The sequence below is a fragment of the Undibacterium sp. Di27W genome (assembly GCF_049340345.1).
GTDB lineage: Bacteria > Pseudomonadota > Gammaproteobacteria > Burkholderiales > Burkholderiaceae_D > Undibacterium.
The window spans coordinates 64,399-78,946 of record NZ_JBMPOS010000016.1 but is presented as its reverse complement, the minus strand read 5'-3'; the positions used below and the strand labels follow the sequence as shown (position 1 = coordinate 78,946).

Annotated in this window: 14 protein-coding genes and 1 riboswitch; of the genes, 5 read left to right on the top strand and 9 right to left on the bottom strand. The window is 50.9% G+C overall.

Going from position 1 to position 14,548, the window contains the following annotated elements; genetic code table 11:
- Window positions 1–105: 105 nt before the first annotated feature.
- Window positions 106–975, top strand: coding sequence for an alpha/beta hydrolase fold domain-containing protein (locus ACO0LF_RS26190; protein WP_423019422.1), 870 nt, complete (start codon window positions 106–108; stop codon window positions 973–975).
- A gap of 437 nt (window positions 976–1,412) precedes the next feature.
- Here the strand turns inward: ACO0LF_RS26190 and ACO0LF_RS26185 are convergent, their stop codons facing one another.
- A complete protein-coding gene (locus ACO0LF_RS26185) occupies window positions 1,413–1,739 on the bottom strand; it encodes a hypothetical protein (protein ID WP_423019420.1) in 327 nt (108 codons plus the stop codon).
- Window positions 1,740–1,904: 165 nt separating this feature from the next.
- On the opposite strand from ACO0LF_RS26185, the gene ACO0LF_RS26180 reads away from it, so the two are divergent.
- Window positions 1,905–2,360 (top strand): hypothetical protein, encoded by a 456-nt coding sequence (locus tag ACO0LF_RS26180; RefSeq protein WP_423019419.1) that lies wholly within the window; start codon window positions 1,905–1,907, stop codon window positions 2,358–2,360.
- Between the two features lie 57 nt (window positions 2,361–2,417).
- Here the strand turns inward: ACO0LF_RS26180 and ACO0LF_RS26175 are convergent, their stop codons facing one another.
- Both ACO0LF_RS26175 and ACO0LF_RS26170 read right to left on the bottom strand, forming a co-directional pair.
- Complete coding sequence (locus ACO0LF_RS26175) at window positions 2,418–2,987, bottom strand: NAD(P)H-dependent oxidoreductase (protein WP_423019418.1); 570 nt, start codon at window positions 2,985–2,987, stop codon at window positions 2,418–2,420.
- Window positions 2,988–3,075: 88 nt separating this feature from the next.
- Complete coding sequence (locus tag ACO0LF_RS26170; RefSeq protein ID WP_423019416.1) at window positions 3,076–3,777, bottom strand: pirin family protein; 702 nt, start codon at window positions 3,775–3,777, stop codon at window positions 3,076–3,078.
- A 119-nt stretch (window positions 3,778–3,896) separates the two neighbouring features.
- On the opposite strand from ACO0LF_RS26170, the gene ACO0LF_RS26165 reads away from it, so the two are divergent.
- Entirely contained in the window at window positions 3,897–4,814 is a 918-nt protein-coding gene (locus ACO0LF_RS26165) for a LysR family transcriptional regulator (RefSeq protein WP_423019414.1), read from the top strand.
- A 32-nt stretch (window positions 4,815–4,846) separates the two neighbouring features.
- Window positions 4,847–5,728, top strand: coding sequence for a tRNA glutamyl-Q(34) synthetase GluQRS (gluQRS, locus tag ACO0LF_RS26160; RefSeq protein ID WP_423019412.1), 882 nt, complete (start codon window positions 4,847–4,849; stop codon window positions 5,726–5,728).
- Between the two features lie 96 nt (window positions 5,729–5,824).
- On the opposite strand, the gene ACO0LF_RS26155 is transcribed toward gluQRS, so the two are convergent.
- Entirely contained in the window at window positions 5,825–6,337 is a 513-nt protein-coding gene (locus ACO0LF_RS26155; protein WP_423019410.1) for a hypothetical protein, read from the bottom strand.
- A gap of 190 nt (window positions 6,338–6,527) precedes the next feature.
- The gene (locus tag ACO0LF_RS26150; protein WP_423019408.1) at window positions 6,528–7,196 is read right to left on the bottom strand and encodes a hypothetical protein; all 669 of its coding nucleotides are present in this window, start codon (window positions 7,194–7,196) and stop codon (window positions 6,528–6,530) included.
- Window positions 7,197–7,444: 248 nt separating this feature from the next.
- Window positions 7,445–7,531: riboswitch (cyclic di-GMP riboswitch) on the top strand.
- Window positions 7,532–7,616: 85 nt separating this feature from the next.
- Here ACO0LF_RS26150 and ACO0LF_RS26145 point away from each other — a divergent pair.
- Window positions 7,617–10,235, top strand: a complete 2,619-nt coding sequence (locus tag ACO0LF_RS26145; RefSeq protein WP_423019406.1) for a peptidase S53 — start codon at window positions 7,617–7,619, stop codon at window positions 10,233–10,235.
- A 75-nt stretch (window positions 10,236–10,310) separates the two neighbouring features.
- Here ACO0LF_RS26145 and ACO0LF_RS26140 read toward each other — a convergent pair whose 3' ends face one another.
- From ACO0LF_RS26140 to ACO0LF_RS26125, 4 genes are all read right to left on the bottom strand, one after another.
- On the bottom strand, window positions 10,311–11,726 hold the full coding sequence (locus ACO0LF_RS26140; RefSeq protein WP_423019404.1) for a multicopper oxidase family protein: 1,416 nt from the start codon (window positions 11,724–11,726) through the stop codon (window positions 10,311–10,313).
- A 25-nt stretch (window positions 11,727–11,751) separates the two neighbouring features.
- A complete protein-coding gene (locus ACO0LF_RS26135) occupies window positions 11,752–13,161 on the bottom strand; it encodes a TolC family protein (RefSeq protein WP_423019402.1) in 1,410 nt (469 codons plus the stop codon).
- Between the two features lie 252 nt (window positions 13,162–13,413).
- Window positions 13,414–13,788 (bottom strand): hypothetical protein, encoded by a 375-nt coding sequence (locus ACO0LF_RS26130; RefSeq protein ID WP_423019400.1) that lies wholly within the window; start codon window positions 13,786–13,788, stop codon window positions 13,414–13,416.
- A 54-nt stretch (window positions 13,789–13,842) separates the two neighbouring features.
- Window positions 13,843–14,451, bottom strand: coding sequence for a LysE/ArgO family amino acid transporter (locus ACO0LF_RS26125; RefSeq protein ID WP_423019398.1), 609 nt, complete (start codon window positions 14,449–14,451; stop codon window positions 13,843–13,845).
- Window positions 14,452–14,548 lie beyond the last annotated feature (97 nt).

Sequence of the window (14,548 nt, the reverse complement as noted above, 5' to 3'; positions counted from 1 at the left end):
GAAATTATCAGCCAGCCAAGTCGCCTATCCGCGCTCAATAACACCCCATCTCTTTTACATCGTTTAATGCATTACCTCACCAAAACTGCTCTGTTCTTTTTAAGCATGAGTTTGTTCATAACGGGCGCTGCACATGCGACCATGCCAGATACCAGGTATGAAGTCCAGCAGGGCATCGTCTATCAAGGCACAGGTGAAGCCGCCTTGACTGCTGACTTATACCGTCCCAAGGGAGATGGTAAATATCCCGTACTCATCGCTGTCCATGGCGGCGACTGGCGCTTTGCCGATGCCAGCCTGTATAAGCACTGGGGGCCCTATCTGGCAAAAAATGGCTATGCCGTATTTGCGGTCAACTACCGACTGGTCAAAGACAAAGCCAATCTCTATCCTGCAGCTGTACATGACGTGCGCGCCGCCGTGCAATTCTTGCGACAACAGGCCGCGACTTACCAGCTTGACCCTGAACGCATAGGCTTGATAGGTGACTCCGCCGGCGCGCAGCTTGCTACTATCGTCGCACTGGCGGGTGACCAACCGCCATTTTCAGATGGCATGCAGCCCACTACCAGGGTCAAGGTTTGCGTAGGTATTTATGGCAGTTATGATTTGACGGCAAAATGGGAACATTCTAATCGCTACTACCCCGACAATAATATTGCCCAGGGTTTTCTGGGTGAGAGCCTGATCGACAACCGTAAAATTTATTTTGAAGCTTCACCACTGTCATATGTGACAAGGGCGAATAATCAAACGCAGTTCTTGTTGAGCTGGGGAGCCAAGGACAAATTTGTTGATCCTGAAGCACAGTCGATAGCCTTCATGCATGCCTTGAAGCAGGCAGGGTTTTCTGTGAGTTCTGTCGTGTTAAAAAATGCGGGGCATTATTGGGCTTCTGAGCCTATCAAGATGCCGGGGACAGATTCTGGATATCTGGCACCGCGGTTATTGCAGTTTTTGAAGGAGAAGCTGTAAGAAATTTTGGATTGCTTACGCAACAGGATATGGATTGAATTACCTCACATTCAAAGTCGTCATTCCAGCGTGCTTTTAGCTGGAATCCAGCGGCGTTCGTTGCATACTGTTAGGTATATTAATCTCAGATTCGTACTGTTTTACGTATTTGTTTTGAAATGCTTTTACACGTCATTTACGATTGCAGGCCGGGGTAGCCCGGCAGCTACTCCTTTTTCTTGCCATCCCATCGCCAAGAAAAAGGAAGCAAAAGAAGACGCCCCAGGCTTTACCGCCCCTGAGGGGGTGAGCTTTGCTGCAGACCAAAAAGTGGAAAAGTCTAAACGCAACGACAATCCAAAAACCCGAAAACCCGAAAACCCGAAAATCAGAAAATCAGAAAATCAGAAAATCAGAAAATCAGAAAATCAGAAATCACCCATTTTTCCCTGTAGAAATCAACTGTTAGCATCATCAATGCCAGTTGCACTTTCAATTAAGAAAAATACCGAGTCTTGATAATCAAAAGAATTAGTATATTTTGCGGCAGTAGAATATCGATATTTACTAATGTCATCATCGACTGAAATATGCTCTGGTCGGTTAAGTTCTGCATATGAGCGTGCGAACACACCATTTATTGTTTCAGTTGTAAATGACAGTACACCTCGATTAACTCTTGATTTATAGTGTTCAGAGCAAGCTAAGATAGCTGCTGCATAATCGTCAAATGGTTGGTGATCGCAAATTTTCACACCATTCTTTTCAATTGTTAAATAATACATTCCTTATTTTCTCCAATTTACAAAAGCTATTGTTTTTCCATAGTTATGAACGTTTTCCATGGAAGCATAAATCTTAAAGCCTATAGTCCGCGTAGCTCAAATTGCAGGCATTTCCAGTTGAAAATTGAAAACAATAGCCAAGAATTTTTTCTAAAATATTATTAAATGAATTTAAATATTCGCCTTAAAAAAAAGTTAGTGAGAGCTTCTTTTTTTACATTCATTCTAGTCGCAATTACTTGGTTTTTATTTTTCTATGGCGTTTTCTATAAAAATTTGCCCGATTTGACAATGCGCGCTCGTTTTGCAGCAGTTGCCGTGCTCAACGCAGAATATCTCTATCCTGATTGGGATAACGAGCTTTTCTCGCAATCAGAAGCGGTCCTCAAAATGACTTTAGAAGAGCGATTGAGTTTTTATAGAATCATTCTTACCAAATGCGAAATTGATGGATATCGAAATATCGTTTTCATTGATGTGATTGGCGGGGATGCTCGAGATTTATTGGAAAATTTAATTCAATATAAGAAAAGTAAACTATATGAATTTTTATCCTCAGAAGAGCGTAAACGTATTGATAGCTGGATAGAGCAACTTCCTATTGTCCTTGCCCAAATCTGAATAACAAAAACCCGCCGATCAATCCAGCGGGTCTTTTTACTTCAACACTAACTCATCTCACTTAAACTTCTTAGCCACTTCCGCAATCCGCTTACCAAACAATTTTGCCGTTTCCAGATCACCTGGCAGTGGGCCTTCTTCTGGGGAAGAGTCGGAGGGGGATTGTGTCATCAGGCCGCTGAAGCTGCCGACGTAGTTGATGTCGTTGCGTGTCGCAGCCTTGCTGTTGGATGGCATCAGGCCTGTGCCTACCCAGATCATGGAGTGTTGCTGGGACAGGGTAAACAAGTAATGCAGGGTTGACAGTTTGTCGCCATTCATCGTGGCAGAATTGGTGAAGCCTGCGGCGATCTTGTCTTTCCAAACCTGGCTATACCAGGGCTTGGAAGAAGCATCGGCGAACTTTTTGAATTGCCAGGAGACGGTGCCCATATAGGTCGGTGAACCAAAGACGATGGCGTCAGCGGCGGCCAGGGTTTCCCACTGGGCGTCGGTGATATTGCCTTCGGCATCAATCTTGATGAGCTCAGCGTCAGCACCGGCAGCGGCTGCACCGGCGTGTACTGCTTCTGCGGCCTTGGTGGTGTGGCCATAACCTGAGTGATAAATAATCGCAACTTTAGACATGTTTTACTCCAGTGTGGATGTTGAGTTTTTACGCAAAAAGACAAATCACTGAGGTGTTTTGCATCAGTGATTTGCCAGTATTCACAACTTAATGTGGCAGATCAAATACCAGTACTTCTGCCTGCTTGCCCTGCTCCAGCACGAGTTTTTCTTCGGCTGTCATCATCACGGCATCGCCCTCTTTGAGGGACATACCATTTACTTGCAATTCACCACGTGCTACGTGGACATAGGTCAGGCGATCTGTTGCCAGAGCTAATTCCTGTCTTTCTTCTGCATCAAACAAACCAATTTGCAGACGTGCATTCTGGCGGATTTTGATGGAGCCATCGGCACCGTCACCAGAAACGACCAGACGCAAGCGGCCCTGTTTTTCTTCGCGGCTAAATTCTTTTTCGCCGTAAAGAGGTTCGCCACCCAACTGGTCAGGCTGTATCCAGATTTGCAGCAAACGTGTGTGCTCGGTATTGGCCGGATTGAATTCCGAATGGCGCACACCAGTACCTGCACTCATATACTGCACATTGCCTGGACGTATCGTACTGCCATTACCCATGCTGTCTTTGTGCGCAATCGCACCTTCGAGTACATAAGTAATAATCTCCATGTTCTGGTGCGGATGTGTACCAAAACCCATGGCAGGCGCGATCCAGTCGTCATTAATCACACGCAATGGGCCAAAACCCATGTGCTGCGGATCGTAATATTCTGCAAAAGAAAAACTGTGATGTGATTTCAGCCAGCCGTGCTCGGCGTGGCCGCGTTCTTGTGATGGTCTGAGCGTAATCATATAAGTCCCTTTCAAATTTCCTGAAGAATGTGTTCAGGCGATGTACACACTATATACATGCAAATTCTTTGACATAAGGGTAGAATTTCATACAACTCATTCAAATTATTTGAACAAGCATGAACCTGACTCTCGAAGCCCTGCAAATCCTCGATGCCATAGACCGCAAGGGCAGCTTTGCAGCGGCTGCGGCGGCCCTGGATAAAGTGCCCTCAGCCATCACATACAGCATACGCAAACTGGAAGAAGACCTCGATGTGCTGCTCTATGACAGGCGCGGCCACAGGGCCAAGCTGACCATTGCGGGAGAGGAATTATTGCTCCAGGGCAGGCATTTGCTGAATGCCGCACAAGAGCTGGAAAACCGCGTGAAACGCGCCGCCAGCGGCTGGGAGGCTGAGCTGCGCATCGTCATTGATGGCATCATACAATTCGAGGATATCATCCCCTTGATCAAGGAATTTGAACAACAGGCTTGTGGCACGCGCATACGTATCAGCCAGGAGATTTTGTCTGGTGTCTGGGAAACCATGGTATCTGGCCGTGCCGACCTGGCCATAGGTGCGGCCTATTATGGGCCGGATGCCATACGCATGCAGGGTGAATTCCAGACCCGTTTGCTGGGCAGTGTGGAATGGGTATTTGCCGTGGCACCGCAGCACCCGCTGGCGCAGGCTGAAGAACCCCTGACACCGGCGATTTTGCAGGCCCACAGGGCGATCGCCATCGGTGATACTGGCCTGACCCTGCCATCGATGACAGCAGGCTTGCTGAGCGGCCAGGACACCCTGACCGTGCCCACCATGCAGGCCAAGCTGGCGGCGCAACTGGCAGGCCTGGGTTGCGGCCATTTGCCACGTCGCCTGGCGTTGCCGCATTTGCGCAGCGGTGCACTGATAGAAAAGAAAACCAGTGTCCACCGCCCACCAGAAGATAATCGCCTGGTCTGGCGCAATGCCAACAAGGGCAAGGCTTTGCTGTGGTTTTTACAAAAGTTGCAAGACCCTGTCGTGCAACGCATGTTGATAGGTAATTAGGTAATTGAAGAACATCCACGCCAACAAAACAGATGATGCAAAAATATATAGGACGTTTCGCCCCCTCGCCGACTGGCCCCCTGCATATGGGTTCACTGGTCGCTGCCATGGCCAGTTATCTCGATGCCAAAGCCCATGATGGGCTATGGCTATTGCGCATGGAAGACCTGGACTTTGACCGCAATGTCAAAGGCGCAGACCAGCACATCATCAATTCGCTGCAACGTTGCGGCATGCTCTGGGATGGCGACATCAGCTGGCAAAGCCAGCGCCAGCATCTGTATGAAGCTGCCTTGCAAAAGCTGGGCGACCATCTCTACCCCTGCGCCTGTTCGCGCAAGGAAATCGCAGACTCACGCCTGCGCCTGGGTGACACAGCCAGCCAGATTTACCCGGGTACTTGTCGTCATGGTCTGGCTGCAGGAAAAATTGCCCGCGCCTGGCGTTTGCGTGTGCCAGATCAAATCTATATTTTTGAAGACAGGCTGGCTGGCACGCAGCAGCAAAACCTGGCGACCGAGGTGGGGGACTTTGTCTTGAAGCGTGCTGATGGCTTTTGGGCCTACCAGTTGGCGGTGGTGGTTGATGATGCGGCGCAAGGCATCACACATGTGGTGCGTGGCGCTGATCTGATAGATTCCACCGCAAGACAAATCTATCTGCAAGAGCTGCTGGGCTTGAGCACGCCTGCTTATTTGCATGTACCAGTGGTGATCAATTCCAATGGCGAAAAATTGTCCAAGCAAACCGGGGCCCTGGCTTTTGATCGCGGCGACAATGATGTACTGCATGAAGCACTGATACCGGCAGCGCAATTCCTGGGGCTGAGCCTGCCCTCACAAATTGCAGACATTTCCACTTTCTGGCCACTGGCAATTCAAGCCTGGAAAGAAAAAATGGCAGCTGTAGAGTAACGATAAAACAGCGTGGAGTAACGATCAAGCAAGGGCTGCAATGCAGCCCTTGTTGAAATCAGCCAAACTTAGCCATTAGCGAGGATTGGTAAGGAATTAACGCTCCCTGCCGCGTTCATATCCATGGCGGTCATGTTCATCAAAGCGCCTGTCGTCGCGCCTGTAGTCGTTACGATGGTCATCACGTCTATAATCATCACGCCTGTATTCTTCATGGCGATAAGCATCATGCCTGTAATTATGGTCGCGATAATAGCCATCACTATAACGTGGCACTACTTGCGTGTTATACCAGTTTTCCTGCACGAAATAGACTGGACGACCACAGGCATTGTAGCTATAGCAATAACGGTTCCAGTTATTCCTGTGGACTGTGGGCACGACCAGATACATGGGAGGCTCAACTACCGTCACCCTTTGCACGATACGTGGTTCACGGTAAATCACCTGCGGCTGCGGGAAATTGCCTACGTCCACTTGCCCATAAAATCCTGGTTGTCCAAATTGTACGGAAACACCGACATTCTGCGCCTGCGATTGTGCTGTCATGAATAGCGCTGCGCAAGCAGCACCTGCCAGCAATACTTTCCTACATGTCATGGTTTTCATTGCATACTCCCTTTCAATACTTACTCACAGAAGTAGATGCTGTGCTTATTACCTATAACGCTTGTGCCGCACATCTGTTGACTTCCATCGTAAATATTCTGGCCTGGTATCTGCAAAGGCTCTGTACGTTAGCCCACACACACCCATGCATTGTCTATGCATTGCCTATGACAATAGGACGCCAAGCAACTTACTTGACAGGGAAATCCGCAGCCCATTGCTGCGCTTTTTGATCCAGTGCTGCGCGGCGCTCTGCCGGAATTTTAGTTGTCAATTGCGCCAGCGTAGTTCTGTGCGATGAGCAGGCATACTGAGCATCGCGTTTACCGAATTTACGTTTGAGTACACATTCAAGCTGGTTGGCACCCGCCACATCTTCGTAGGCAGTTTCCAGGGCGTCTGGCAAAGTTGTTTGATAACGCAAAACCAATTCTGCCGACATGCCGCGATACGCCGGATCAGTCACACCGGCCAGATGGGTGTATTTGACGGCATCTTTCAAGGCAGCATAGGCGTCGGGATTTTTTTTGATATTGGGAATACCAGGATTCGAGGTAGTTTCACTCGTGCCGTCTGCGCTGCTCATGGTCATGGTCCAGCCTGATTTTTCAGTCAGCTTCTCTTCCAGACAGGCCAGGCGATTATTGGCTTCGGCAGCAAGCATGGTCAATGCTTCAACATTGCCCTCACCAGCCAGCTTGCGGTTCTTGTTCAGCCATGTCTGGAAATCTGCGCGCAAAGGTTTGGCTGTAATCAAATCACAATCATCGAGGCTGATTTTGGCAGCCTGAGAACTTGCACTGGTCAGTGCCAGAAAAAACATGAAACCCAGGCTTGTTATCTTTGAAAAACTTTTCATAAACAATTTTCCATCTTCAATTTAAATAATGGCAGGCATGCTGCCATGACGAAAATAATAGGGGAAATGATTTTACAAATTAACACTTTTGTTTTATTCAAAAGCCATCAAAACAACTTTCATCTGCTTCTGTTATCAAAGCGAAATCGAAGCTTGTTTTAGCTGCATGCTTTCAACAATCCTTGACATTTTTCTGCTTTATTTTGAGGAGAAATATTCGTACTCTGAAATCGTAATTTTTAATTTCCAAAACTTGAGGGCAAACCCGTCGAAAGACGGCGACGCAAAGCCACCGGCCTACAGCGCTAACGCGCCAGGGCAGCGGGGTTGCCGGTGACGTTATTGCAAAAGCATAGTAGCGCTTGCAGATATCATTAACTGTCAGATCACCGCCCTCTGCCCACATCGGAGTGCATAGTGATGACAAAAAATATTTCTTCTTCCGCCCTCAAGCCATCTGCCTGGTTGAGCCTTATCATCAGCACCTGTGTGCTCAGTGCCTGTGGTGGCGACAGTACTCAGGCTGTCAAACCCAGCATCGCCTTGCCACCAGCAGAAGTAGCCAGCGGCATCACTACACTGGAGGCAACGCTACCTGTTTTAGCACCAGATGTAGCTGCGCAAACTACCCGCCCCACCTTTCATCTGGCCCCGGTTTTACTGGATGCGCCAGCTGATATAGATGCCCTTGGTGGCAACAGGTCTGCCCACATGCCCGCTGCCATGCAAGCCTTGCCACGTGATTTGCAAGGTGTACGCGGTCGTGGTTTGACAGTTACAGCAATTCGCTCGCTGCCACATGAGCATCTCGCACCACCACCAGCAGGAGAAAATGCACAACCCCTGGCAGGCACGAGTGCCGTGTCTACCTATACCCCCGCACAAATACGGGCAGCCTATGGCTTGCCTGCGCTGCCGACAAATATGAGCAGCCTCACGGCCAGCCAGGCAGCGCAACTGGGTGCAGGTCAGACTATCTATATCGTCAATGCCAAGCACGATCCCAATATCGTCGCAGAGTTAAATGCCTTCAATACAAAATTTGGCCTGCCTGCATGTACCGTAAAAAGTATTCCAGCCACAAGCACCTTACCCTTGGCTGCGGCAACTGCCAGCGCCTGCGAATTCTCGGTAGTGTATAGCACCAGCAATGGTGGTATGAGCAGCACTGTCCCGGCATTTGATTCAGGCTGGGCAACAGAAATTGCACTCGATGTGCAATGGGCGCATGCAACCGCACCATTGGCACGCCTTATTTTGATTGAAGCTTTTGATTCCTCCATGAGCAATATGGTAGGTGGCATCAAGCTGGCAAATGCCATGGGGCCAGGTGTGGTGTCCATGAGTTTTGGCTCTACCGAAGGTAGCTGGACTGCAGGCGTGGAAAGCACTTTCACGACTGCCAAAATGACCTATCTTGCGGCTTCTGGTGATTCTGGTCCGGAAGTGGAATGGCCTGCCGTTTCACCCAATGTGCTGGCAGTAGGCGGCACCAGTCTGAGCTACTCTGGCAGCAGCAGGACAGAGACTGCCTGGGCAAGTACCGGTGGTGGCATCAGCGCCTATACCGCAACACCCAGCTATCAAAACAATAGCGTACCTGGCGTGGGCACACCTGCACGCAGAGTGGTGGCGGATGTGTCGATGAATGCCGATCCCAATACTGGCCAGTATGTCGCCGTCATGACACCTGGCAGCAGTACAGTGAACTGGGTCAGCGCCGGTGGCACCAGCCTGTCCACACCACAATGGGCTGGCATTATTGCCATTGCCAATGCGACCCTGGTACAAGCCGGCAAACCTGTGCTGGGTGCGCCACATGCAACGCTGTATAACAAAATCGCCAGTGTACCCGGCACCTATGCCAGCAGCTTTGCAGACATCGCCAAAGGCAGTAATGGCAGTTGCAGCACTTGCACAGCAAAGACCGGACATGATCAACTCACTGGCCTGGGCACACCCAATGTCAGCAACTTGCTCAGCACCCTGAGTGGCACCATCATCGCGACCGAGCCTGTCGTCAGCCCCGCCACCATTAATGGCCAGGTTGGCACCGCCCTGAGTTTTACGGTGTCAGCCACAGCGAATAATCCTTTGACTTTTACCCTCAGTGGCAATCCTGCAGGCATGAGTATCAGTAGCGCAGGCATCGTGACATGGGCCACGCCATTGGCTGGCACTTATAGTGTCACCGCCACTGCACTTGATGCCAAAACCGGCTTGAGTGGCAAGGGTGTATATACCGTGATCATTGCTGCTCCCGTGCCACCTGTCGTCACAGCCAGCACCATCAATGGCATAGTTGGCACTGCCCTGTCTTTCAATGTAACGGCAACATCGGCCAATACCATGAGCTTTAACCTGGCAGGTGCACCATCTGGCATGAGCATCAATAGCAGCGGTGTGGTCACCTGGGCCTCACCCGTGATTGGTACTTACCTGGTGAGCGTCAATGCCACTGACAGTAAAACCAATTTGACTGGCAAGGCTACTTATACCGTCGTCATCGCCCAGCAACCTGCCCCTGCCCTGACTGCCGCCAGCATCAATGGCCTGGTGGGTACAGCATTGTCTTACACTGTCACTGTCAAGGCAGCCAACCCTGTCACTTATACCTTGACCGGCGCACCAGCAGGCATGAGCATCAATACTGCAGGAACGATCAGCTGGGCCAGCCCTGTTGCCGGCAATTATTCTGTCAGTGTCGTCGCAAAAGACAGCAAGACAGGCTTGACTGGGCAAGCGACGATAGGCATCACTATCACAGCCTCGGGCATCAGCATCAATGCACCGGCAATGACAGGAGTCGCTGGCAAGGCTTTGAGCGGGTCTATCAGTATCAGTGATCCTGGTGCAACGTCGGTATCGGTTACCATTGCCGGTGCACCATTGGGCATGGGCTTTGCCATGAGTGGCTTGAATATCAGCACCAGCTGGGCCAGCCCAGTGACAGGCAGCTATGCGCTGAAAATCACCGTCACCGACAATGCAGGCAGGACTGCCACTGCAAATGTGCCGATCACCATTAATGCGAAATAACTGAGGCGCAATAACTGAAATGGAAAAAAGGGCGAGATCAGTCAAATGATCCCGCCCTTTTTTTACTACAAAATTTTAATGTCCGCCATGCCCCTGCGGCTTCCTAACTTGTACTTCAACTTCCGGCATGGCATGTCCATGGTGCTGCATGCCTGCATGCGCATCTTGAGTCTGGCGCGGAGGGGCATCGGCAACTGGCCCGGTATATTCATAAGCCTGCGTGCCTTTGGGCTGCTTATACCAACCCGGATCTTGATAATCACCAGGCTTTTGGTCTTTGCGTACTTTGACGACGCTGAACATGCCGCCCATTTCCAGCCCGCCATAGGGACCTTCCCCCATCATCATCGGTAGGGTGTTATCCGGCAGTGGCATTTCCATGGCCCCCATGTCGGCCATGCCCTTGTCACCCATGGCCATATAGGAAGGAATGAGCTTATTGATTTTGTCGGCCACATCCTTGTGATCAACCCCTATCATGGACGGCACATTGTGGCCCATGGCATTCATGGTGTGATGGCTCTTGTGGCAATGGAAGGACCAGTCACCTTCTTCATCGGCGACGAATTCCAGCTGGCGCATCTGGCCGACGGCAATATCCACGGTCACCTCAGGCCAGCGCGCAGTTCTCGGCACGGGGCCACCATCAGTACCTGTCACTGTGAATTCATGACCATGAATATGGATGGGATGATTGGTCATCGTCAGATTACCCACGCGTATCCTGACCCTGTCATTCTTGCGTACATTTAGGGTATCAATACCAGGGAAGATGCGGCTATTCCATGACCATAAATTAAAGTCTGTCATGGTCATGATATTCGGTTTATAGGCACCAGGTTCTATGTCATAGGCATTGAGCAAAAAGATAAAGTCCCTGTCGACTTGATCTATCTGTGGATGTTTGTTTCTGGGATGGGTAACCCATGAACCCATCATGCCCATGGCCATTTGCGTCATTTCATCGGCATGCGGGTGATACATGAAAGTGCCCGGGCGACGCGCCACGAATTCATAGACAAAGGTCTTGCCTGGCTGTATCGCTGGCTGGGTCAGGCCAGATACACCATCCATACCATTTGGCAAACGCTGGCCATGCCAGTGCATGCTGGTGTGCTCAGGCAAGCGATTGGTGACGAAGATTCGTACGCGGTCGCCCTCCACCACTTCTATCGTTGGCCCCGGGCTTTGGCCGTTATAACCCCATAGATGGGCTTTCATGCCGGGGGCCATTTCACGTACCACCGGCTCGGCCACGAGGTGAAATTCCTTGACACCATTATTCATGCGCCATGGCAGGGTCCAGCCATTCAGTGTGACCACGGGATTATACGGACGGCCATTTTGTGGCAGCAGCGGTGGCATGGTATCCGGGCTGGCTTGCGTGACTGCTTCTGGCAAGGCAGCCAATGCGACTTTGCTGACTGCGCTGGCTGCCAGTGCACCACCAGCGATGCCTGCCAGTTTAAAAAAATCTCTTCTTGTGTTCATTCTATTTCCTTCGCAGATCTTGTGATCAATGCGCTGCATCTGCTGTGGCAGTTGCTTTGATGGGGTTCAAATTACTGGCTGATGGGCGACCAATTAGTTCAGCCTGCAAGGCTGCATCTGCCAGCCAGAATTGTTGCTCCGCATTGATAGCTGCCAGCACACTATTGATTTGCTCGCGACTATCAGCCAGTAATTCAAATACGCTGATGAACATGCCGTTGTAACGCAACTGGTTTTCAGCAGAAATGCGTTTGCGCAGCGGCAGTATCTCGTCCCGGTATTGCCTGGCAATATCGTACATGCTGCGATAGGCAGAATAACTGACACGCAAATGTGAGCCTGCATTATTCACCGTCGCTTGCAGGCGATAACTGGCGGCCAGGGTATTGGCATTCATGGCCGTTCTCTGCGCATCGCCCCAGTCAAATAAGGGCAATCTCAGGCTGACTTCAAAGCCGCGCTTGATCTCACTATGCCCTACCGCATCAAAATTGGTGTCGCGCCGGATGCCGAGTTCAATGTCCGCGAAACTGCTGACCAGGCCCAGACCCTGGCGCGCAGCGGCAGCGTCAAGCTCTTGCCTGGCCAGTTGTATATCAAGACGGTTTTGTGTGGCTTGTGGGCCTATGCTTTCTGCCGCCATGGGCATCGCTGGCAAATCCGGCAGGCGTGCTGGCAAGCTGAGGATTTTTTCCTGCTCCTCATCCAAGCCCAGCAAGCGCACCAGCTCTTCCCGCGTGGCGAGACTGGTGTGCCGGGCAAAGCTCAGTTGTGCCACCGCATCAGCTTTGAAAGCCTGCTGGCGTGCTGCCTGCAATTTATTGAAATTGCCCGCCTTCTGCATTCGCTCTGCCAATATGGCACTGGCGTCGGCAGCTTCACTGACTTGCCCAGCATATTCCAGGCTTTGTTGTGCGGCGACTGCCTTGACCCAGGCCACCCTCACCTGGCTGACACTGTCTATAACATCCAGGCTTAATTGCGTTTGCCCTCGTGCCAAACCATATTGCGCCAGGGTCTGACGTTGTGGAAGACTGAGCAAATCGAGCAGACCAAAACTCAGCATGCGAGCGATTTCCAGCTCACCGGATTGACGGCTACGCTCAAAATTGAAGAGCGGATTCTGGATACGCGCTTCTTGCGCAGTATTCGCCCCATCTGCCTGGTGTTGCGCCAGCATGGCTTGCAAGGCCGGACTATTGAGCAAGGCAATTTGTACGGCGGTGTCTTGCGACAAGGGCTCTTTTAATAGGACAGCAGCATTGGCCCGCATGTCTTTGTGTTGTGCCAGTGTATTGGCCAGCGCCAGTTTACCCTGGGTATAAGCAGGATATTCCTGATTGATTTTTTGCGTACTTTGATCGATATCAAAACTGGCACAGCCAGTCAATGCCAGCAATGCTGGCAACAGATATCGGTAATGAATGTGCGACATGAAGTCCTCGCAGTAAGAAGTGTGATTCCACCAAATTGGGGGCATGCAATTGTCGTAGCTTGGGTGTCTTCGTAGGTTAAGTGTCTTCGTAGCTTGGTTCGATCCGTAGGTTGGGCTACGCCTTACCAGCCCAACACTCGGCCTCAACAAATGTAAACGTCATTTAACCGCCCAGTGTTGGGCTGGTAAAGCGTAGCCCAACCTACGAGTTAGCCCAACCTACGGACCCGGCCTAACCGAAACGTAAGTTATTCAGGCGAACACACCCCTGGGAGGACGTTCCAGCATGCGCGCAGGCACGGATGCTGGCAGCAAGACCGGCAGCACCTGGGCATCATCATGTATGGGAATAAATGCAGAAACTGAGGCAGCGGGCATCAGGGCGATGCCCATGCAGCAAGGGGAAGAAGACTTGCAGTGACCGCCCACTTTAGCCTTAACAGCATCGGCGCTGGTACCATCAGCTTCAGCCGCTGGCTGGCAGTGTTCATTGCTACTGGCAGCAGAAACATCAGCCTGAGCAGGCATCTCCATGGCGCAAGCCAGTTTACCGGCGACTGCAAAGCCCTGCAAGGGCAGCAGTACCAGCAAACAGCAAGCAATCAGGAAACGCCAGGATTTTTTCATGCGATGAACTTATCACAATTCAGGCTTTTCAACAAACCGGCAGATCAAACAAGATTAACTCAGCAGCAAGTTCAGCGCCAGCATGAGCATCACCAGGCCCACCAGGCTATCCAGTATGCGCCAGGCCATGGGCTTGGCAAACCAGGGGGCCAGCAGGCGCGCACCAAAGCCCAGGGTGGCGAACCAGATGGCGGCATTCAAGACTGCCCCCAGGGCAAACCAGTATTTGCCATCACCAGGCTGCTGCCCGCCTATGGCACCCAGCAACACCACGGTATCCAGATAAGTATGGGGGTTGAGCAAAGTCGCCCCCAACACTGCCAGAGCCGCTTTACCCGCAGTCAAACCCAAGTCTCCTGCTGTGGCCTGCAAACTCTGCTGGCCTAAAGCCGCACGTAAAGAGCGCAAGCCATACCAGATCAAAAACGCCGCCCCGCCCCAGCGAGCAATAGCCAGCAAGGCAGGCTGGCTATTGATCGCACCGCCCACGCCTGCGACACCAGCCAGTATCAGCAGCATTTCACAGACAATACAGATCATCACCGTCAATGCCACATGCTGCTTGCGCAAACCCATGCGCAAGACATGCGCATTCTGTGAACCAATCGCCACAATCAAACCCGCACTCATGCCCATGCCCTTGAGTATAAAAGCCAACATCATCTGTCTCCCGTTTGTCGATAGAGGGATTTTGGGCAAAAAAGGGTTTAATATGAAGTTAAATTAAAATATTTACAGATTCATTAAAATTTCTTAATAA